The following is a 19916-nucleotide window of genomic DNA, read 5'->3' as shown; positions in this document are numbered from 1 at the left end:
CCTTTATATATTTTTTCAAAAAAAAACTCTCCCCCACCCCCCCCCTCTCCATACCAACTGTTTGTCGCCGGGCCCGCGGGGGGGGGGGGCCGGGGGGCCCCCCCCCCCCCCCCGGGTCCGCAGTCAGCCCCCTCGGCCGCACGAAGCAGCCGAGGAGTGCCTCACCGTCGGCCTTCCGGCTACAGGTCCGCCAGGAAGTCCAGGGCGATCGGCCAGGTGCGCTCCGCGGCCTCCTCGTCGTAGTCGGGGAGGTCGGGGTCGGTGTAGAGGTGGCCGGCGCCGCGGTAGCGGAAGACCTCCACGTCGGCGCCGGCCCGCCGCATCCGCAGGTACCACGCGTTCAGCCAGTCGTCCGGCTCGAAGGGGTCCGGGTCGGCGACATGGAGCTGCACCGGGATGTCGGTGGCCGCGTCGTCCGCGATGTCCGAGGTGCCGTGCAGGAGCAGCAGCCCGCGGGCCTTCTCGTCGCCGAGGGCGAGGTTCTGCGCCAGCGCGGCGCCCATCGAGAACCCCGCGTAGACCAGGCCCTTCTCGGAGTGCGGGGCGGCGGCCACGATCGCCCGGCGCAGCAACTCCTCGTTGCCGATCTCGTCGCGGATCTTCCGGCCGTCCTCGACGCTGTCCGCCACCCGGCCGTCGAACAGGTCCGGCACGTGCACCTCGTGCCCGGCCGCGCGCAGCCGCTCGGCCGCGGAGTGTACGGCGGGCCGCAGCCCGTAGGTGGAGTGCAGCAGCACGATCGTCGCAGATGTCACAAGGGGCCTTCGTTCACGGTCCGTCGGGTACGGGTCCCATGGTGCCAGTTGCCAGCGGCAGGTCGGACGCCGTACACAGGTGCCGTACGGGGCTGCCGACGGACGGGAAGAGAAGCAGGTGGTGGGCATGGAGAGCACGCTGCGGCCGATCGTGGTGGTCGGCGCGGCGGTCGTGCTGACGGTACTGGTCGGCTGGATAGGCGACCGGGCGCTGCGCTCGGCCGACGCGCGGCACCCGGAGACCCCGCTGTGGGACCTGCTGCGCCGCTGCCGGCTGCCGTCGCAGGTGGTGCTCTGCACGGCCCTGCTGCGCGGCGCCTACCACGCCGCGCACTTCGAGGACGACCACGCGGCGGCCATCGGCCAGGCGCTCACCCTGGTGCTGATCGCCGCGTCGGCGTGGCTGGTGGTCCGCGTCGCGGCCGCCGTCATCGACTCCTCCTACGCCCGCTACGCCGCCACCGCGCACAGCGTGCCGAAGATCCGCCGGCTGCGTACCCAACTCACCCTCATCCAGCGGGTGCTGACCGCGATCGTCGGCGTGATCGCGGTCGCCTCGATGCTCTTCACGTTCCCGGAGATGCGGACCGTCGGCGCGTCCGTCCTGGCCTCGGCCGGCATCATCGGCATCGTCGCCGGTGTGGCCGCCCAGTCCACCCTCAGCAACCTCTTCGCCGGGCTCCAGATCGCCTTCGGGGACATGGTGCGGATCGGCGACACCGTGGTCGTCGACGGCGAGTGGGGCGAGGTCGAGGAGATCACGCTCACCTTTCTGAGCGTACGGACCTGGGACGAGCGCCGGATCACCATGCCCGTCTCGTACTTCACCAGCAAGCCGTTCGAGAACTGGTCGCGCGGCGACCCCCGGATGACCGGCGCGGTCCTCCTCCACCTCGACCACTCCGCGCCCGTCGACCTCATGCGCAAGCGCCTGCTGGAGATACTCGAACAGGCCGCCGAGTGGGACCACCGGGCCTGGAGCCTGGTCGTCCTCGACACCACCCCCACCACCGTCCAGGTGCGCGCCGTCGCCACCGCCAAGGACGCCGGCGACATCTTCGCGCTCCGCTGCCTCATCCGCGAGCAACTCATCGACTGGCTGCGCACGGAGCACCCGTACGCGCTCCCCCGCGTCAGCGTTCGCGTGCAGGACGACCCCCCGCCCAGCCCCGACAGGTAGTCCCGGGGCCTCCCCCGATGTCCCGGAACCGGCAGAGCGCACCGCCCCGCCGGGTCCGTCACACCCCTCGCATGGACCGCAGATCGAGATGTCTCAGCACGCGATCCACGATCTCCGGGTCGGACCCGGGTTCGCTGCGGGCGGAGAGCACCTCGTGGCGGGCCGCGGAGAGCATGTCGTCCTGGATACGGCGCAGCGCCTTGATCCGCCGGGCGCGCCCCGCGTGGCTCTCGCGCCGCTCGTCGTCGAGGACATCGGGCGAGATACGGGCCCCGAGGTCGATCGCCCGGTGGTAGAGCATCTCCGCGAGTTCCTCGTCGAGGTCCTCCGCCGTCTCGATCTCCTTGAGCCGCCTCCTGGCCGCCTTCATCGCGCGCAGCGCCAGCGCGCGTTCCTGGTCGTGCTCGACCTCGATGTCCCCGGTGACCCCGAGCCTGCGCACCAGCCAGGGCAGCGTGAGTCCCTGGATCACGAGGGTGACCAGGACCACGGAGAAGGCGATGAAGAGCAGTTGGGCGCGGGCGGGGAACGGGTCGCCGTGGTCCGTGGTGAGCGGGATCGCCAGCGCGAGGGCGACGGAGGCCACCCCGCGCATCCCGGCCCACCACATGGTGACCGTCTCCCGCCAGGTCAGCGGGATGTCCTCGTCCATGTCCCGCAGCGTGTGCAGCCGCTTGGCGATGGCCGCGGCGGGCAGCAGGTAGAGCAGCCGGATGCCGACCACGACGGCGACGATCAGTCCGGCGTCGCGCAGCATCGGCCCCCAGTGTCCTGCGCCCGCGCTGAAGACGTGGTGCATCTCCAGGCCGATCAGCCCGAAGGCGATCCCGGTGACGAGGGTGTCGACGATCTCCCAGAAGGTGTTGCCGGCCAGCCGTGCGGTCACGTCGTCGGCCTCGAAGGCGTACTCGGTGAGGAAGAGCGCCGCGGTGAGCACGGCGAGCACGCCGGAGCCGTGCAGCCCCTCGGCGATCGCGTAGGAGGCGAACGGCACCAGCAGTGACAGGCCGATCTGCAAGGTGGCGTCGCCGACCACGCCCATCAGCTTGTTCGCGCCCCAGCCGAGCACCAGCCCGACCGCGACCGCGACGACCGCCGACAGGACGAACTCCAGGACGGCGTGCGGCAGCGAGAAGTGGCCGGAGAGCACCGCCGCGACCGCCACGTGGTAGAGCACGATCGCGGTGACGTCGTTGAACAGCCCCTCGCCTTCGAGGATGGAGATCATCCGGCGGGGCAGGCCGAGGCTGCCGGCCACCGCGGTCGCGGCGACCGGGTCCGGCGGGGCCACCAGGGCGCCGAGGGTGACGGCGGCGGCCAGCGTGATCCCGGGCACCACCGCGTTGGCGACGGCCGCGACCGCGGCCGTGGTGAGGAACACCAGGGCGACCGCGAGCAGGAAGATCGCCCGCCGGTTCGCCGCGAACTGCCGCCACGAGGTGCGCTGCACCGAGGCGTACAGCAGCGGCGGCAGCACCAGCGGCAGGATCAACTCGGGGTTGATCTCGATGTTCGGCACCTGCGGGATCAGCGCCAGCACGCCGCCCAGCACGGTCATCAGCACCGGCGAGGGCAGCCCGACCCGTTCGGCCACGGGCACCATGACGATCGCGGCCAGCATGATCGCGAAGAACAGCGCGAGTTGATCCACGCCGCTAGGTTGCCACGCGGTTACTGGCTGTCGGCCCTCACCACGTCCAGTGCGGCCTGGAGGTCTTGGGGATACGTGCTTTCGAACTCGACCCACTCGCCGTCCGCGGGGTGCTCGAAGCCCAGTCGCACCGCGTGCAGCCACTGCCGGGTCAGCCCGAGCCGCTTGGCCAGCGTCGGGTCGGCCCCGTAGGTGAGGTCGCCGACGCAGGGGTGGCGGTGGGCGGACATGTGCACCCGGATCTGGTGGGTGCGGCCGGTCTCCAGCTTGATGTCGAGCAGGCTCGCGGAGCGGAACGCCTCGATCAGGTCGTAGTGCGTCACCGACGGCTTGCCCTCGGCGGTCACCGCCCACTTGTAGTCGTGGGTGGGGTGCCGGCCGATCGGCGCGTCGATGGTGCCGCTCATCGGGTCGGGGTGGCCCTGCACCAGGGCGTGGTAGCGCTTGTCCACCACGCGGTCGCGGAACTGCTGCTTGAGCCGGGTGTACGCCCGCTCGGACTTGGCCACGGCCATCAGCCCGGAGGTGCCCACGTCCAGCCGGTGCACGATGCCCTGGCGCTCGGCGGCGCCGGACGTCGAGATCCGGTACCCGGCGGCGGCCAGCCCGCCGATCACGGTGGTCCCGGTCCACCCGGGGCTGGGGTGCGCGGCGACCCCGACCGGCTTGACGACGACCACCACGTCCTCGTCGTCGTACACGATCTCCATGCCCTCGACGGGCTCGGCGACGATCTGTACGGGGGCGGCCGGCGCGGGCATCTCCACTTCGAGCCACGCCCCGCCGTGCACCCGCTCGGACTTGCCCGCCGCTGCCCCGTCGATCGACACCTTCCCGGCCGCGGCCAGTTCGGCGGCCTTCGTCCTGGAGAAGCCGAACATGCGGGCGATGGCGGCGTCGACGCGCTCGCCCTCCAGGCCGTCGGGCACGGGAAGGGAGCGGACCTCGGGAAGCGTACTCACCTGGTCGAGTATGCCGGACGCGGCGCGGCCCGGACGCCGGGCGGCCTCCGCGCGGTCTCCAAGCGGCCTCCGGGGGGACGCCGTACGGTCCCGGGCCGGCGGTCAGTCGTCGCGCTGCTGGCGCTTGCCGTCCGGCTCGATACCCAGGAAGGAGAGCAGCACGATCAGGACGCCACCGCAGGTGATCGCGGAGTCGGCGAGGTTGAAGATCGCGAAGTGCTCGGGCGCGATGAAGTCGACCACGCGGCCCTGGAACCCGCCGGGGGTGCGGAAGACGCGGTCGGTGAGGTTGCCGAAGGCTCCGCCGAGCAGCAGGCCGAGCGCGATCGCCCACGGGACGCTGTACAGGCGGCGGGAGAGACGGACGATCACCACGATGACGCCGGTGGCGATCACCGTGAACACGATGGTCATGCCCTGGCCGATGCCGAAGGCCGCGCCGCCGTTCCGGATCGCGTCCAGCCGCAGGTAGTGGCCGAAGATGTCGACCGGATCATGGTTCTCCAGGCTGTGCACCACCCACAGCTTCGAGAGCAGGTCCAGCAGGTACGCCAGTGCCGCGACGCCTATCAGCACGGCGACCCGGCGCCTGCCGCGCGGCGCCGGCGCCGCCTCGGTGGCCCCGCCCGCGCCCTTCTCCGCGCCCGCCTCCGCGTCCGGCGTCTCCGGTGTGGTGATGGTGCGCTCCGCTTCCGTCACGTCAGTCCCTAGCCTTGTGTGCCCGACCCTCCGTGCGAGGGTACCAAGGGGCCCCCGACCCCCGGGCTTCCCCGCACTGTCGGTTCCGGGACCACCTCCCGGTGGTGGGTTGCTCGCGCCGTTCTCCCCCAGAGCTTCGCCTGGGAGGTACCCCCACGCGCCCCTGGGTAGGCCGACCTTCTGAGGTGCGCTGTCCCCGCGGCAACCAGCCACCACGAAGGGGCGCGGGGAACTGCGCGACCAGCCCAATGCCGGGGGAAGATCCGGCGAGCCCCCGCAAGGGGCAGCCCGGACGGCAGTCCAACCCGCCAAAGCCCCGCGAGAACCAGGCACACCCGGGTACAGGGAAGAAGCGAGGCCCTTTCACGGAAGGCCCGAGCGAAACCCAGGGGCGCGGGACCGATGCGCGCAACCGCCCACCGGGGGGTGGTCCCCCCGGCCGACAGAACGGGGGCACCCGGGGGGTCGGGGGCACCGTTCAGCGGCGCTCTTGGCGCTGCTTGTCGTCGAGGCACAGCGTCGCCCGGGGGAACGCCTGCATACGGGCCTTCCCGATCGGCTTGCCGCAGACCTCGCAGAGCCCGTACGTCCCTTCGTCGAGCCGGCGCAGCGCGTGATCCGCCTGCGTGAGCATCTCCCGGGTGTTCGCGGCGAGCGCCAGCTCCGACTCGCGGGTGATGTTCTTGGACCCGGTGTCCGCCTCGTCGCCCGCGCCGTCCCCGGAGTCGCGCAGCAGGCCGGCGACGGCGGCCTCGGAGGAGGCGATCTCCGTCTTGAGCCGCTCCACCTCCGCGAGCAGCTCCGACCGCGCCTCCTCGACCTCCTCGGGGGTCCACGGGTCCTCGCCGGGCAGCACCGCGAGGCCGCCCGGTTCCGCCGCGTTCCGCGCCGCGGGCACCGCGGAGTCGGCCGTCCCGGCCACCGTCTTCTTAGCTCCCACCTTGCGGGCTCCTGTCTTCCTGGTCCCAGCCTCGCCGGCGGACGCCGCTTCGGCTTTCGGCCGCTGAGCTGCCGAAGTCTTCTTCGCGGCGGCCTTCTTGCCGGCCGCCTTCTTGGCTGTGGTCTTCTTCGCGGGCGCCTTCTTGGCGGCGGACTTCTTGGCGGCGGACTTCTTGGCGGCCGCCTTCTTCGCCGCGGCCGTCTTCTTCCGCGCCGCAGTCCCGGTCGTCCCCGCCCCGGTCGCCCCCGCCCCCGTCGTCGCCTCAGTGGCTGTGTCCTCCACGCCTGTCGGCGCCTCCTCCGCAGAAGCCTCGGTCCCACCGGTGCGGCGGGTCGCGGCGTGGGCGCCGCCGGCCGCGCTCTTCTTCGCCGTCCGCTTGGCCGCAGTCCGCTTGGTCGCGGTCCGTTTGGCCGAGCGGGCGGCGGGCGCCTCCGCCGCCGATTCCGTACCGGTCGCGCCCTTCTTCGTGGCCGCCTTCTTCCCGGCGGCCTTCTTGGCCGGTTCACTCGCCGCCGCCGCGGTGGCGGCGGGCTTCTTCACGACCATGGCCGCGACCCCTTCACGTCAGTGATCTCGTTCGCGAATCGTGCCGGAAACGGTAAATCGGGCATCGATCCGCGGCAACGGGGCGCGCTGCCGGGCCGACCGGCACCCCTCGGCGGGGAACCGGTCTGCATCCGTTGTGCCCAGCTCACCGTCAGGTATTCCGCCGTAACCCGCGAACCATGCCGCATTCCGGAACAAAGACGGCCATCAGGGTCACCCCGCGTCCGGGACGGGCAGGTGGAAGGCCACCGGAGGGCGGAAGAAGGCGGGCGCGTCGGCCGGGCCGGGGCGGGGGAAAACGGTGCGCGGGCGCGGCGCGCGGGCCCGTACACTGGGCGCAGCGAAAGGCGTGGATGGGACGAGTAGCGCCGCACGCAGCCATGAGCGACCCGGGGACGGTGGAAGCCCGGGGGCGTGCGCGGTGCGAAGATCACCCCGGAGTCGCCGGAAGAAGGCCCACGGGCGTGCGGTGAGCACACCCGTCCGCTGGTAGAACCGGCCTCGCGACCCCAATGAGGGGGCGGTGGGTCCCGTACGGGCCCGGCACACCGCCAAGGAGGGTGGTACCGCGGGAGCGCCGGCACAGGCTCTCGTCCCTCCGACGGAAGAACGCGACAAGCGACAAGCGTCCGCCGGAGGAAGAACCCTGATGAGCCAGCCGCGCCAGCCGCAGTACCGCCAGGTACCCGCACAGGTCGACCTGCCCGCCCTCGAACACGAGGTGCTGGAGCTGTGGAGCGAGCGGAAGACCTTCGCCCGCTCGGTCCAGCAGTCCGAGGGCCGCCCGGACTGGGTCTTCTACGAGGGCCCGCCGACCGCCAACGGCATGCCCGGCGCCCACCACATCGAGGCGCGCGTCTTCAAGGACGTCTTCCCGCGCTTCAAGACCATGCAGGGCCACCACGTGACCCGCAAGGCCGGCTGGGACTGCCACGGCCTGCCGGTCGAGCTGGCGGTGGAGAAGGAACTGGGCTTCACCGGCAAGCAGGACATCGAGAAGTACGGCATCGCGGAGTTCAACGCGAAGTGCCGCGCGTCGGTGACCCGGCACACCGACGCCTTCACCGAGCTGACCACGCGCATGGGTTACTGGGTGGACCTCGACGACGCCTACCGCACCATGGACCCCCAGTACATCGAGTCGGTGTGGTGGTCGCTCAAGCAGATCTTCGACAAGGGCCTGCTGGTGCAGGACTACCGGGTCGCCCCCTGGTGCCCGCGCGACCAGACCGGGCTGTCCGACCACGAACTCGCGCAGGGCTACGAGACGGTCGTCGACCCCTCGGTCTACGTGCGCTTCCCGCTCACCTCCGGCCCGCTGGCCGGCGAGGCTTCGCTCCTGGTGTGGACGACCACCCCCTGGACCCTGGTCTCCAACACGGCGGTCGCCGCGCACCCCGACGTGACGTACGTGGTGGCCACCGACGGCACCGAGCGGCTGGTCGTCGCCGAACCGCTGCTCGGCAAGGCGCTCGGCGAAGGATGGGCCACGACCGGGCAGACCTTCACCGGCCGCGAGATGGAGCGCTGGACGTACCAGCGCCCGTTCGACTACGTGGACATCCCCGACGCGCACTTCGTCGTCAACGCCGAGTACGTCACCACCGAGGACGGCACCGGGCTGGTGCACCAGTCCCCCGCGTTCGGCGAGGACGACCTCAGGACCTGCCGCGCGTACGGCCTGCCGGTGGTCAACCCGGTCCGCCCGGACGGCACCTTCCAGCCGGACGTGCCGCTGGTCGGCGGGGTCTTCTTCAAGAAGGCCGACGAGACGCTGGTCGCCGAACTCGACGCGGCCGGCCGGCTCTTCCGGCACCTGCCCTACGAGCACAGCTACCCGCACTGCTGGCGCTGCCACACCGCGCTGCTCTACTACGCCCAGCCGTCCTGGTACATCCGCACCACCGCGGTCAAGGACGCGCTGCTGCGGGAGAACGAGCGCACCAACTGGTACCCGGAGACCGTCAAGCACGGCCGCTACGGCGACTGGCTGGACAACAACGTGGACTGGGCGCTGTCCCGCAACCGCTACTGGGGCACCCCGCTGCCCATCTGGCGCTGCGCCGACGGCCACCTCACCTGCGCCGGCTCGCGCGCCGACCTCACCGAGCTGACCGGTACCGACCAGTCCGGCCTCGACCCGCACCGCCCGTACATCGACGCGGTCACCTTCCCCTGCCCGGAGTGCGGGCAGACCGCGACCCGGGTGCCCGAGGTGATCGACGCCTGGTACGACTCCGGGTCGATGCCGTTCGCGCAGTGGGGCTACCCGTACCGCAACAAGGAGATCTTCGAGCGGACCTACCCCGCGCAGTTCATCTCCGAGGCGATCGACCAGACCCGCGGCTGGTTCTACACGCTGATGGCCATCGGCACCCTGGTCTTCGACCGGTCCTCGTACGAGAACGTGGTCTGCCTCGGCCACATCCTCGCCGAGGACGGCCGCAAGATGTCCAAGCACCTCGGCAACATCCTGGAGCCGATCCCGCTGATGGACCAGCACGGCGCCGACGCGGTGCGCTGGTTCATGGCCGCGGGCGGCTCGCCGTGGGCGGCCCGCCGGGTCGGGCACGGCACCATCCAGGAGGTGGTCCGCAAGACGCTGCTCACCTACTGGAACACGGTCGCCTTCCAGGCGCTGTACGCCCGCACCTCCGGCTGGGCGCCGTCCGCGGCCGACCCGGCGGTGGCGGACCGGCCGCTGCTGGACCGCTGGCTGGTCGGCGAGCTCAACGCGCTGGTCCGCGACACCACCGCCGCGCTGGAGGACTTCGACACCCAGCGGGCCGGCAAGCTGCTGTCCGCCTTCGTCGACGACCTGTCCAACTGGTATGTCCGGCGCTCCCGGCGGCGGTTCTGGCAGGGCGACGCGGCCGCGCTGCGCACCCTGCACGACGTGCTGGAGACCTTCACCCGGCTGATGGCGCCGCTGGTGCCGTTCATCACCGAGCGGGTCTGGCAGGACCTGGTGGTCCCGGTGGTGCCCGAGGCCCCCGACTCGGTCCACCTCGCCGAGTGGCCGGTGGCCGACGCCGAGCGGATCGACCCGGCGCTGTCCGAGCAGGTACGGCTGGTCCGCCGGCTGGTCGAACTCGGCCGCGCCACCCGCGCGGAGTCCGGGGTGAAGACCCGGCAGCCGCTGTCCCGCGCGCTGGTGGCAGCGAGCGGTTTCGCGACGCTGCCGTCCGAACTGCGCGACCAGATCGCGGAGGAGCTGAACGTCTCCTCGCTCGCGTCCCTCTCCGAGGTGGGCGGGTCGCTGGTCGACACCAGCGCCAAGGCCAACTTCCGCGCGCTGGGCAAGCGGTTCGGCAAGGGGGTCCAGGCGGTCGCGGCCGCCGTCGCCGCCGCCGACGCGAGTGTCCTGTCGGCGCAGTTGCGGGAGAGCGGCACCACGAGTGTCGAGGTCGACGGTGAGAGGGTCTCGCTCTCCCCGGAGGAGGTCATCGTCACGGAGACTCCTCGCGAGGGGTGGTCGGTCGCGTCGGACTCCGGTGCGACCGTGGCGCTCGACCTCACGATCACGCCCGAGTTGGAGAAGGCCGGCCTGGCACGAGAGTTCGTACGGCTGGTACAGGCGGAGCGCAAGAGCCGCGGATTCGACGTCTCGGACCGCATCACCGTCACCTGGGCGGCGACCGAGGTGAACGCGGGTGAGGCGATCCGCGAGCACGCGTCGATGATCGCCGAGGAAGTGCTGGCGCTCGACATGGTCGAGGGCAGCTGGAACGACTCCGGTTGGGCCGATTCCGTGCTGCGGGCGACCGGCGCTTCTGCCGTGCACGACGCACAGCACGGGTTCGCGTTCGGGATCTCACGCGGAGTCTGAGAAGTGCCGCATATGCCGAATGTCAGAGATGGGCGATAGGTTCACAAGACCGCTCGGGGCGAGTTCTCCGCCGCCGCGGAGGTGACCCGCAGTCCGGGTTCGACGTCGCGGACCGGGTGGCGCTCGCCCCGGGCACCCTGAGGGGCGGGTGGGCGGGCAGCACAAAAGGTCCGGGCCCCGCTGGGGAAATGTTTCCCCGGGGGCCCGGACCTTCGTCGTGCTGGGAGAGCGACGTCCTAGTTGTCGTCCTCGTCAATCAGGAACCCTCGCATCGGCGTCGGTGCCTGCTGCAACGGCTGCGGCCCCTGCGGCCGTACCGGAGCCATCGGCTGCGTCATCGCGGGCGACATCTGCTGCTGGCCCCCATACGTGGGCCCGGGTGTGTGCCCGCCGCCCATGGAGCCGTTCTGCGCGGCACCGGCTCCGTAGGAAGGCCCACCGGAACCGCCGTGACCCATCGCTCCGGCACCCGCGGGCGCCATCCCGCCCATGGAGCTGCTGCCGCCCATGGAACCGCCACCACCCATGGAACTGCCGCCCATGGAAGGCGCGGAGGGCAGCGACGGCGCCGGCGGGGAGGTCCGCGGCGGGGCGAGCGAGTCGTCCGCCTGGTTCTCCAACTGGCGCAGCTGCGACTCCAGGTAGGACTTCAGCCGGGTGCGGTACTCCCGCTCGAACCCGCGCAGGTCCTCGACCTTGCGCTCGAGCGTCGCCCGCGCGGACTCCAGGGAGCCCATGGCCACGCGGTGCTTCTCCTGGGCGTCCCGCTCCAGCGCGTCGGCCTTGGCGCGGGCGTCCCGCTCCAGGCCCTCGGCGCGGCTGCGCGCTTCGCCCACGATCTTGTTGGCCTCGGACCGCGCCTCGGCGATCGCCTGGTCGGCGGTCTGCTGGGCGAGCGAGAGGACGCGGGCGGCGCTGTCGCCACCGGGGCCCTGCTGCTGCATCGGGTGCTGGCCCATCGGGCCGGGGCCGCCCTGCATGCCCGGACCGCCGGGACCACCAGGCCCCTGCATACCCGGACCACCGGGACCCTGCATGCCACCAGGACCCTGCTGCTGCATGGGGTGCCCCTGCTGCTGCATCGGGTGCTGGCCCATCTGGCCCATCGGGCCGGGGCCTTGCTGCTGCATGGGGTGCTGCCCCATCTGCCCCATCTGGCCCGGGCCGGGGCCGTGCTGCTGCTGCCCACTCGGTCCAGCCGGCAGCTGCGGTGCGCCACCCGGCAGTTGGGGCGGGCCCATCTGCTGCTGCGGCATCTGCTGCTGCACCGGCTGCGGTCCGGATATGGCGGCGGGGACCGGACGATCCTGCTGCTCCGGCTTGCGCATGTTCTGCGGCTGCTGGTTGGCAGCGGCGGCCCGAGTCGCAGCGGCCAACTTGGCCCGCAGGTCCTCGTTCTCGCGGAGCAGTCGGGTCAGTTCCGACTCCACCTCGTCGAGGAAGGCGTCGACCTCGTCCTCGTCATAGCCCTCTCGGAGGCGGACGGTCGTGAACTGCTTGTTCCGAACGTCCTCGGGGGTCAGCGGCATCTCTTCACCTCAACGTGATCGTCGACATATCGGGAGCCCACACCGTTCACATCAAACCCCCTACGACGGAGATCAGGATGAACACGATGATCATCAATACGAAGAAGGACAGGTCGAGCGCCACGCCCCCGAGACGTAGCGGCGGGATGAAACGCCGCAGAAGCTTAAGTGGCGGATCGGTGACAGTGTAGGTGGCTTCCAGGATGACCACCATCGCCTTCCCAGGGTGCCACGAACGGGCGAACTGGAAGACGTAATCCATCACCAATCGGAAGATGAGCACGAACAGGAAGACGTACAGCGCGATGTACAGCACCTGGAGTGCGACATTCATCGCGCTTCCCTCTCCCCTGCTCATCCATCGGCCTGCCGGCCGGGTCCTACATGTCGTGCGGTTGCGTTCTGCCTGGTCAGACCAGGTTCAGGCTAGCTCTGGTTGAAGAACCCACCCTCGGCGATGCGAGCCTTGTCCTCCGCCGTGACATCGACGTTAGCAGGCGAGAGCAGAAAGACCTTCTGCGTCACCCGCTCGATGCTGCCGTGCAGGCCGAAGACCAGACCGGCGGCAAAGTCGACAAGTCGCTTCGCGTCGGTGTCGTCCATCTCGGTCAAGTTCATGATCACCGGGGTGCCTTCACGGAAGTGTTCCCCGATGGTACGGGCTTCGTTGTAGGTCCGGGGGTGCAGCGTGGTGATCCGGTACGGTTCCCGCTCTGACACGACCTTGGGCATGATCACCGGTGCGTTCTTCTCCAGGTTCTGACGTTCGGGTGTGATGGATGCCACTGGGGCGATCCGCGGTTCACGCGGCGCCGGGGCATGCACCAGCCGCGGGGGGTCGTCCTGCGGCTGCGGGCTCGGCGGCACGTGCTGGCTGTGCGGCCTACGAGGGGCGGCGCGTTCGGGCTCCGGGTCGGCCCGGCCGCTGGGCGGCGTGGCCATCTCGGGCTCGAACTCGTCGTCGGGGTCGAACCCCGGTCCGTCGTATCCGTCGTCCTCCACGAGACCGAGGTAGACCGCCATCTTGCGCATCGCGCCGGCCATGCTCTGCGTCCTCTCAGCGGGGTTCGGTCCGCGGCCGCCGCTCGGGGCGGCCGCCACACCATATTTATGCTGTGGTCCGACTTGTTTGGTGACGTTACCGGAGCCCGGGACGGACTCCGAGTACCGCCGTACCGACGCGTACATGTGTCGCTCCGGCGGCCACCGCTTCGTCCAGATCCTGACTCATCCCTGCCGAGACCATGTTCGCAGCCGGATGCGTCTCGCGCAGGCGGGATGAGATTTCCGCCAACCGATCGAAGGCCGCGCGGGGTTGACCCGCGTACGCCCCCGCCAGCGGCGCGACCGTCATCACACCGTCGAGCCGCAGCCCGTCGGCGGCGGCGATCGCGTCGGCCAGCGGGCCCACCGCGTCGGGTGCCACCCCGCCGCGTTCGCCCCGGTCGCCGGACTCCGCGTCGAGGGCGACCTGCACCAGGCAGCCGAGCCGTCTTCCCGCGGCGGTGGCCGCGGCGGACAGTGCGGTGACCAGGCGAAGGCGGTCGACGGAGTGCACGTGGTCAGCGTAACGGACCACGGAGCGCGCTTTGTTGGTCTGCAACTGGCCGACGAAGTGCCAGGTCAGCGGGAGGTCGGCGCATGCGGCGGCCTTGGGTCCGGCGTCCTGGTCGCGGTTCTCCGCGACCTGCCGCACACCGAGGCCGGACAGCACCCGGACGTCCTCGGCCGGGTAGGTCTTCGTCACCACGATCAGGGTGACCTCGTCGTGGCGCCGGCCGGCCGCCTCGCAGGCGCGCGCGATCCGTTCCCGTACCACCGCCAGGTTCGCGGCGATCTCTTCGGCTCTGCTCGACACGCCCGTTCACCCGGTCCGTTCCGGCGCCGCGGCGGCCGTGCCGTCCGGCCCGCCGTCGCGCCAGACATAGCCCGCCAGCCGGCCGGTGGTGCGGTCGCGGCGGTACGAGAAGTGGTCGGCGGACTCCCGCGTGCAGACCGTCGGACCCTCGATCACCCGTACGCCGCAGCGCGCGAGTTGGGCGATCACGCCGGCGCTCACATCGAGCGCGGGCGTACCCCAACTCGTCTCGGCGTACGACTCGGGTACGGCGGACGCGACCTCGCTCCGGAGCGCGGCGGGCACCTCATAGCACTTACCGCACACCGAGGGGCCGAGCAGTGCGCTGATCCGCTCCGGCCGCGCGCCGGCCGCGACCATCGCGCCGACCGCGGCCGGCACCACGCCGGCCACCAGTCCGGGCCGTCCGGCGTGCGCGGCGGCGACCACGCCGGCGGCGGGGTCGGCGAGCAACACCGGTACGCAGTCGGCGGTGAGCACCGCGAGGGTCAGGTCCGCGCGGGTGGTGACGACGGCGTCGGCCGCCGGGACCGGTCTCTCGCCCCAGGGTGCGTCGACGACCACGACGTCGCGGCCGTGCACCTGGTGCATCCACACCACCCGGTCCGCGTCGCGGCCGAGCGCCCGCGCGGCGCGCTCGCGGTTGACCCGGACCGCGGCCGGGTCGTCGCCCACCGCGCCACCGAGGTTGAGGCTGTCATACGGAACGGCGCTCACCCCGCCCCACCTGTCGGTGAAGGCGAAGTGCGCGCCGTCCACTGCCGTGCTGTGCCCTATCACTTCCGGGCGGTCACTTCAGGAAGTCGGGAACGTCGAGTTCCTCGACGGCCGGGTCCTGGTACGGCCGGGCCGGCGGGACCAGCGGGCCGGACGGGGTGCCGGGGTTCTCGGCGACCGGCTCGCTGTCCGGCTCGGGCTCCCGCTCGACCGGCGCCGGCACGCTGCCGATACCGGTGAACGACGGGGTCAGCCGGCCCGCGTCGGAGCCGGCGCCCCGGCCGGCACCGGCGCCGGACGAACCGGTCGGGGTGCCGGACGAAGAGCCCGACGAGTCGTCACGGGCGGTGTAGCCGCCGACCAGTTTGTCCCGGCTGCCCTTGGTGGGCGGCTGGCCGCCGTCGAAGCCGGCCGCGATGACGGTCACCCGCACCTCGTCGCCGAGGGCGTCGTCGATGACCGCGCCGAAGATGATGTTCGCCTCGGGGTGGGCGGCCTCGCTGACCAGTTGGGCCGCCTCGTTGATCTCGAACAGGCCGAGGTCGGAGCCACCGGAGATGGAGAGCAGCACACCGCGGGCGCCGTCGATCGACGCCTCCAGCAGCGGCGAGGAGATCGCCATCTCCGCGGCCGCCACCGCGCGGTCGTCGCCGCGGGCGGAGCCGATGCCCATCAGCGCGGAACCCGCCTCGGACATCACCGACTTGACGTCGGCGAAGTCGAGGTTGATCAGGCCGGGGGTGGTGATCAGGTCGGTGATGCCCTGCACGCCGGAGAGCAGCACCTGGTCCGCGGAGCGGAAGGCGTCCAGCACGCTCACCTGGCGGTCGGAGATCGACAGCAGCCGGTCGTTGGGGATCACGATCAGCGTGTCGACGTTCTCCCGCAGGCCGGCGATGCCGTCCTCGGCCTGGTTGGCGCGGCGGCGGCCCTCGAAGGTGAAGGGTCGGGTCACCACGCCGATGGTGAGCGCCCCCAGCGAGCGGGCGATGTTGGCCACGACGGGGGCGCCGCCGGTGCCGGTGCCGCCCCCCTCGCCCGCGGTGACGAAGACCATGTCGGCGCCCTTGAGCACCTCTTCGATCTCCTCGCGGTGGTCCTCCGCGGCCTTGCGGCCGACGTCGGGGTTGGCGCCGGCGCCGAGGCCCCGGGTCAGTTCGCGGCCGACGTCCAGCTTGACGTCGGCGTCGCTCATGAGCAGGGCCTGCGCATCGGTATTGATCGCGATGAACTCGACGCCCTTGAGACCGACCTCGATCATCCGGTTGATGGCGTTGACGCCACCGCCGCCGATGCCGACGACCTTGATGACTGCGAGGTAGTTCTGCGGTGCTGCCACGTCGAAGGCCTCTCGCCTCGAGTTACGAATCGTGTGGGACGGTCGGTACGCTCGCCGGTGCCGTTCCGAACCCTAACCCTGAGGTTTAGGGTTACCAGTACGCCAGTCCCATGTGTTCCCTTGGGACGAGACACTAAGTCGACAAGCGGTGGCGGTTCAACGAACACGCCGAACCTCCCGTTTTTCTTTTCACCCTATGTGATCACGCCGTCCTTCGCGCAGCCGGGTGCGAACGCCTTGTCGCGGCTGGCCTCCCAGCCGTCAACTCCCGGAAGCAGCAGGGGCGGTGGGCGCACTGACGTCGTAGTGCGTCGCGTCCGGCTGCGCCTTCATCAGCGCGGCGAGCGTGCGCGCCTTGCGTGCGCCGTTCTCGGAACTCCCCCACACCACCTCGCGCCCGCCGGAGAGTTCGACGGTGATGCCGTCGTAGGAACGCACCCGGATCGCGGTGGCGTGGCCACTGAGGGATTGCGGCAACTCGGCCGAGACGGCAATGGCGGCGCGCAGCAGTCCCTTTGTGCCGAATTGGCGAACGCTCGCGGCCTGCGGGTCGGTCAACTGCACCAGCGGCACCCCGCGCGGCGCCCGGTCGACGGTGGCGAATCGCACGCCGCCGCGGTCGACTTCGGTGTAGCGGGTGCCGTTCTTGAGCACGGCCGACGGGGTCCGTTCGACGATCCGCAGCTTGACGGTGTGCGGCCAGGAGCGGTCCACGTCCACGTGGTCGATGCGCGGGAGCGCGGTGGTGAGCCGTTTGCCGACGGCGCCGGTGTCCACGGAGAACAGGGCGCCGCCGAGCGGGACTTTCGCCGCGCCGACGATCTGATCATCGGTCAATACGGAGTTCCCGGTGACCTTGACGCGTTCGGCCCGCAGCAGCGGAGAGCCGTACACGAGGTAGCCGCCGCCCCCGCCGACCACAGTCAACGCGACCAGCGCGAGCAGCAGTACGTTCCGCCTGCGGCGCGCCGTGCCGCGGGGTGGCCGAGGCGACGGTCGGAGCGGGCCGCCCCGCACGCGGCTCGCGCCGGGCGCTGCCAGTCGGGTCATCTCGGCCTCCGGGGTGGGCGATGGTGCTCCTATCCTGCAACGGGTTCGCCCGCGGGTACGGCAACCCGCCGCGGGAGTCCCCGTTACCGCCGGGCGGCGATCGCCTCGTAGACCATTCGCATCAGCAGCTCGTCCGCGTCGCGGCGGCCGAACTCCGCGGCGGCGCGGGACATGTCGTACAGCCGGTGCGGGTCGGTGAGGACGGGAAGGACGTTCCCCAGCACCCAGTCCGGCGTCAGCTCCGCGTCGTCCACCAGCACGCCGCCGCCGGCCTTGACCACCGGCTGCGCGTTGAGCCGCTGCTCGCCGTTGCCGATCGGCAGCGGCACGTACGCCGCGGGCAGCCCCACCGCGGAGAGTTCGGCGACGGTCATCGCGCCGGCCCGGCACAGCATCATGTCGGCGGCGGCGTAGGCGAGATCCATCCGGTCGAGGTAGGGCACCGGACGGTACGGCGGCATGCCGGGCATGTTGTCGGACTGCGGCAGTTCGTTCTTCGGGCCGACCGCGTGCAGGATCTGCACCCCGGACTGCTGGAGCCGCGGGGCGACCGTGGTCACCACCTCGTTGAGCCGCCGGGCGCCCTGGGAGCCGCCGGAGACCAGCAGCGTCGGCAGGTTCTGGTCGAGGCCGAACGCGTGCCGGGCCTCGGGGCGGGCGGCGGCCCGGTCGAGGGTGGCGATGGAGCGGCGCAGCGGGATGCCGATGTAGTGCGAGTCGCGCAGCTTGCTGTCCGGGGTGGAGACGGCCACGGTGTGCGCGTAGCGGGAGCCGATCTTGTTGGCCAGGCCCGGCCGGGCGTTGGCCTCGTGGACGACGATCGGCACGCCGAGGCGCTTGGCGGCGAGGTAGCCGGGCAGGGCGACGTAGCCGCCGAAGCCGACCAGGCAGTCGGCCTTGGTGCGCTCCAGGATCTGCTCGGCGGCCTTGATGGTGCCGCGCAGCCGGCCGGGGACGGTGATCAGTTCGGGGGTGGGCCGGCGCGGCAGCGGGACCGCGGGGATGAGGGCGAGTTCGTAGCCCCGCTCGGGCACGAGCCTGGTCTCCAGGCCGCGCTCGGTACCCAGTGCGGTGATTCCCACGGTCGGGTCCTGCCTGCGCAGGGCATCGGCGAGCGCGAGCGCCGGCTCGATGTGGCCGGCGGTCCCCCCACCGGCGAGTACGACATGCACCGTCATTCACCGCTCTCCCGACGGCCGCCTTCCGGTACGCCGTCGCATCGTCCTTTTCATCACCCCGGTCAGGGAGTTGCGCTCCCGCATGGCCAGGGCCGCCCGCGCCGCCGGCTCGCTTCTGGCGAAGGAGATCAGCAGCCCCACGGCGTACATGGTCGGCAGGAGGGCCGAGCCTCCGTAGGAGAACAGCGGGAGCGGGACACCGGCGATCGGCAGCAGGCCGAGCACCGCACCGACGTTGATCACGGATTGGACCGTGATCCAGGTGGTCACGCCACCCGCTGCGAACCTGACGAAGGGGTCCTCCGTGCGACCGGCCACGCGGATACCCGCGTAGCCTAGTGCCGCGAAGAGGGCGAGTACGGACAGCGTGCCCGCCAGGCCCAGTTCCTCACCGGTCACGGCGAAGATGAAGTCGGTGTGCGGCTCGGGAAGTTCGCCCCATTTCTCCACGCTCGCGCCCAGGCCGGTGCCGAACCAGCCGCCGGACGCGAGGGCGTAGATGCCGTGCACGGCCTGCCAGCACTGGTCGTTGGCGCCGGGTGAGGTCGCGGCGATGCAGTGCAGCCGGCCCATCCGGTTGGGGCTGGTCGCCACGAAGAGCGCGGCCAGCACGCCGGCCGCGGCCAGCACGCCGGTGAACAGCCGGGTGGGGGCGCCGGCCAGCCACAGCAGGCCGAACAGGACCGCGGTGAGCACCATGGTGGTGCCCATGTCGCCGCCGAGCATGATCAGGCCGAGCAGCAGCACGGCGACCGGCACCAGCGGCACCAGCAGGTGCTTCCACTGGGTGAGCAGCTTCTTCTCGTTCTTGCGGGCCAGCAGGTCGGCGCCCCACATCACCAGGGCGAGCTTGCCGAACTCGCTGGGCTGGAGCTGGAACGGGCCGCCGATGGACAGCCAGTTGGTGTTGCCGTTGACCGTCTGCCCTATCCCCGGCACCTGGACCAGGCACATCAGGAAGACCGCGCCGAGCAGCAGCGGGTAGGCCAGCGCCCGGTGCAGCCGGATCGGCATCCGCGCCGCCGCGTACAGCAGCACCGAGCCGATCGCCACGGCCATCAGCTGCTTGCGGAAGTAGTACGTCGACGGCAGGCCGTAGCGCAGCGCCTGGATCATCGACGCGGAGTAGACCATCACCAGGCCGAGCACGGTGATCAGCAGCCCGGCGCCGAGGATCACGTAGTACGCGGTGAGCGGGCGGTCCCACGCGTCGCGCACCTGCTTCGGCAGCCGTGCCGCGCCGCGCCGCGCGCTGCCGCGCGGCCGGTTGCCGCCGGCCGTGTACCGGGGCGGGCGGGCGGCCGGTACGGATGCGCCGCGCGGGCGCTCCGACGGGGGCGTTGCCGCGCGGCGCACGGCGGCGCGCTCCGCGGCGGCGGCCCGGGAGCCGCCGTGGTCCGCGGTGCTCGCGCTGCCGCGCGGGGCGGCCGGGCCGTCGCCGGCGGCGGCCCGCCGCACGCGACCCGCGGGGGACGGCATCCGCCGCCCGGAACCCGCGGGCGCGCCCTCGGCGCCCTGGCCCGCGCGCGGTGCGCTGGGTGCCCGGTCGGCCCGGCGCTCGCCGGAAGGCCGGGGGCCGTCGGAGATCCCGCCGGCGCCGGAGAGCCGGCCCCGGTCGGTGCGGCGCCCCTCGTCGGCTCGGCGGCCGTTCCCGGACGCCCCGTCAGCACCGGTCGGCCGGCC

General features: G+C 71.8%; 16 protein-coding genes. 2 read left to right on the top strand and 14 right to left on the bottom strand.

What is annotated here, in order from left to right:
* Positions 1–179 precede the first annotated feature (179 nt).
* A complete protein-coding gene (locus AB0399_RS37190) occupies positions 180–755 on the bottom strand; it encodes a dienelactone hydrolase family protein (RefSeq protein WP_366414297.1) in 576 nt (191 codons plus the stop codon).
* 127 nt (positions 756–882) lie between these two features.
* On the opposite strand from AB0399_RS37190, the gene AB0399_RS37185 reads away from it, so the two are divergent.
* Complete coding sequence (locus AB0399_RS37185) at positions 883–1935, top strand: mechanosensitive ion channel domain-containing protein (protein ID WP_329370450.1); 1053 nt, start codon at positions 883–885, stop codon at positions 1933–1935.
* Between the two features lie 58 nt (positions 1936–1993).
* Here the strand turns inward: AB0399_RS37185 and AB0399_RS37180 are convergent, their stop codons facing one another.
* The 4 genes from AB0399_RS37180 to AB0399_RS37165 form a co-directional block, all read right to left on the bottom strand.
* Positions 1994–3586, bottom strand: a complete 1593-nt coding sequence (locus AB0399_RS37180; protein WP_329370448.1) for a Na+/H+ antiporter — start codon at positions 3584–3586, stop codon at positions 1994–1996.
* Positions 3587–3606: 20 nt separating this feature from the next.
* Positions 3607–4548: an RluA family pseudouridine synthase gene (locus AB0399_RS37175; protein WP_329370446.1), complete on the bottom strand. Its 942-nt coding sequence runs from the start codon at positions 4546–4548 to the stop codon at positions 3607–3609.
* 102 nt (positions 4549–4650) lie between these two features.
* Positions 4651–5247, bottom strand: coding sequence for a signal peptidase II (gene lspA, locus AB0399_RS37170; RefSeq protein ID WP_366414296.1), 597 nt, complete (start codon positions 5245–5247; stop codon positions 4651–4653).
* A 478-nt stretch (positions 5248–5725) separates the two neighbouring features.
* On the bottom strand, positions 5726–6733 hold the full coding sequence (locus AB0399_RS37165; protein WP_366414295.1) for a TraR/DksA family transcriptional regulator: 1008 nt from the start codon (positions 6731–6733) through the stop codon (positions 5726–5728).
* 649 nt (positions 6734–7382) lie between these two features.
* Between AB0399_RS37165 and ileS the strand changes: the two genes are divergently transcribed.
* Positions 7383–10562, top strand: a complete 3180-nt coding sequence (ileS, locus tag AB0399_RS37160) for an isoleucine--tRNA ligase (RefSeq protein ID WP_366414294.1) — start codon at positions 7383–7385, stop codon at positions 10560–10562.
* 236 nt (positions 10563–10798) lie between these two features.
* Here the strand turns inward: ileS and AB0399_RS37155 are convergent, their stop codons facing one another.
* From AB0399_RS37155 to ftsW, 9 genes are all read right to left on the bottom strand, one after another.
* Positions 10799–12091 carry a DivIVA domain-containing protein gene (locus AB0399_RS37155; RefSeq protein ID WP_329370441.1) on the bottom strand — a complete coding sequence of 431 codons (1293 nt, stop codon included), beginning with the start codon at positions 12089–12091 and terminating at the stop codon, positions 10799–10801.
* Between the two features lie 46 nt (positions 12092–12137).
* Positions 12138–12425, bottom strand: coding sequence for a YggT family protein (locus tag AB0399_RS37150; RefSeq protein ID WP_328462956.1), 288 nt, complete (start codon positions 12423–12425; stop codon positions 12138–12140).
* Positions 12426–12517: 92 nt separating this feature from the next.
* Positions 12518–13135, bottom strand: a complete 618-nt coding sequence (gene sepF / locus AB0399_RS37145; protein WP_366414293.1) for a cell division protein SepF — start codon at positions 13133–13135, stop codon at positions 12518–12520.
* Positions 13136–13229: 94 nt separating this feature from the next.
* Positions 13230–13949, bottom strand: a complete 720-nt coding sequence (locus AB0399_RS37140) for a YggS family pyridoxal phosphate-dependent enzyme (protein ID WP_366414292.1) — start codon at positions 13947–13949, stop codon at positions 13230–13232.
* A 6-nt stretch (positions 13950–13955) separates the two neighbouring features.
* On the bottom strand, positions 13956–14708 hold the full coding sequence (gene pgeF, locus AB0399_RS37135; RefSeq protein ID WP_366414291.1) for a peptidoglycan editing factor PgeF: 753 nt from the start codon (positions 14706–14708) through the stop codon (positions 13956–13958).
* 31 nt (positions 14709–14739) lie between these two features.
* Entirely contained in the window at positions 14740–16005 is a 1266-nt protein-coding gene (gene ftsZ, locus AB0399_RS37130) for a cell division protein FtsZ (protein ID WP_329370435.1), read from the bottom strand.
* A 261-nt stretch (positions 16006–16266) separates the two neighbouring features.
* Positions 16267–17055, bottom strand: a complete 789-nt coding sequence (locus AB0399_RS37125) for an FtsQ-type POTRA domain-containing protein (RefSeq protein WP_366414290.1) — start codon at positions 17053–17055, stop codon at positions 16267–16269.
* Positions 17056–17138: 83 nt separating this feature from the next.
* Positions 17139–18227, bottom strand: coding sequence for an undecaprenyldiphospho-muramoylpentapeptide beta-N-acetylglucosaminyltransferase (gene murG, locus AB0399_RS37120; RefSeq protein WP_328473970.1), 1089 nt, complete (start codon positions 18225–18227; stop codon positions 17139–17141).
* A gap of 6 nt (positions 18228–18233) precedes the next feature.
* Positions 18234–19589, bottom strand: coding sequence for a putative lipid II flippase FtsW (ftsW, locus tag AB0399_RS37115; protein ID WP_366414298.1), 1356 nt, complete (start codon positions 19587–19589; stop codon positions 18234–18236).
* Between the last annotated feature and the right edge of the window lie 327 nt (positions 19590–19916).

This window comes from Streptomyces sp. NPDC088194, from assembly GCF_040702025.1.
Lineage (GTDB): Bacteria > Actinomycetota > Actinomycetes > Streptomycetales > Streptomycetaceae > Actinacidiphila.
Note: the sequence above shows the minus strand (reverse complement) of the source record. Positions and strands in the feature narration are given on the sequence as shown.

Coding starts and splice junctions, on each gene's coding strand:
- AB0399_RS37185 (WP_329370450.1), top strand. CDS start 883: ATGGAGAGCACGCTGCGGCCGATCGTGGTGGTCGGCGCGGCGGTCGTG.
- AB0399_RS37165 (WP_366414295.1), bottom strand. CDS start 6,733: ATGGTCGTGAAGAAGCCCGCCGCCACCGCGGCGGCGGCGAGTGAACCG.
- ileS (WP_366414294.1), top strand. CDS start 7,383: ATGAGCCAGCCGCGCCAGCCGCAGTACCGCCAGGTACCCGCACAGGTC.
- AB0399_RS37155 (WP_329370441.1), bottom strand. CDS start 12,091: ATGCCGCTGACCCCCGAGGACGTTCGGAACAAGCAGTTCACGACCGTC.
- AB0399_RS37150 (WP_328462956.1), bottom strand. CDS start 12,425: ATGAATGTCGCACTCCAGGTGCTGTACATCGCGCTGTACGTCTTCCTG.
- sepF (WP_366414293.1), bottom strand. CDS start 13,135: ATGGCCGGCGCGATGCGCAAGATGGCGGTCTACCTCGGTCTCGTGGAG.
- AB0399_RS37125 (WP_366414290.1), bottom strand. CDS start 17,055: ATGACCCGACTGGCAGCGCCCGGCGCGAGCCGCGTGCGGGGCGGCCCG.